The sequence below is a fragment of the Robertmurraya sp. DFI.2.37 genome (assembly GCF_029211245.1).
Lineage (GTDB): Bacteria > Bacillota > Bacilli > Bacillales > Cytobacillaceae > Robertmurraya > Robertmurraya methanolica_A.
The window spans coordinates 1-294 of the sequence record NZ_JARGEJ010000733.1 but is presented as its reverse complement, the minus strand read 5'-3'; the positions used below and the strand labels follow the sequence as shown (position 1 = coordinate 294).

The 294-nt window shown below is 41.5% G+C and carries 1 protein-coding gene; it reads left to right on the top strand.

Going from position 1 to position 294, the window contains the following annotated elements:
* A partial coding sequence (locus PZE06_RS28415) for a 4-hydroxythreonine-4-phosphate dehydrogenase PdxA (RefSeq protein ID WP_483314101.1) occupies positions 1–294 on the top strand: 294 nt, incomplete at both ends.

The following is a 294-nucleotide window of genomic DNA, read 5'->3' as shown; positions in this document are numbered from 1 at the left end:
TTGTCACACCGTAAGTACCAAAGATGCCAAGAAATATGCACTGCACCTTTAAATAAGGAAGCGCTTCATAAAGGGGGACATTTGTACCCAGGGCATACAGAAATTCTCGCGGATTTAACAGGGACAGAGGATTTTTCCATGATGCTCTCGGCGCCCAAATTAAAGGTCATCCATTTAACAACGCATGTTGGATTGCGAAATGCGATTGATTTAATTAATCCTGATCGCACTTATAAGGTGATTCGTCTAGCCCATGAAAAATTGAAAAGAGCAGGATTCACCCAAATTCGAATC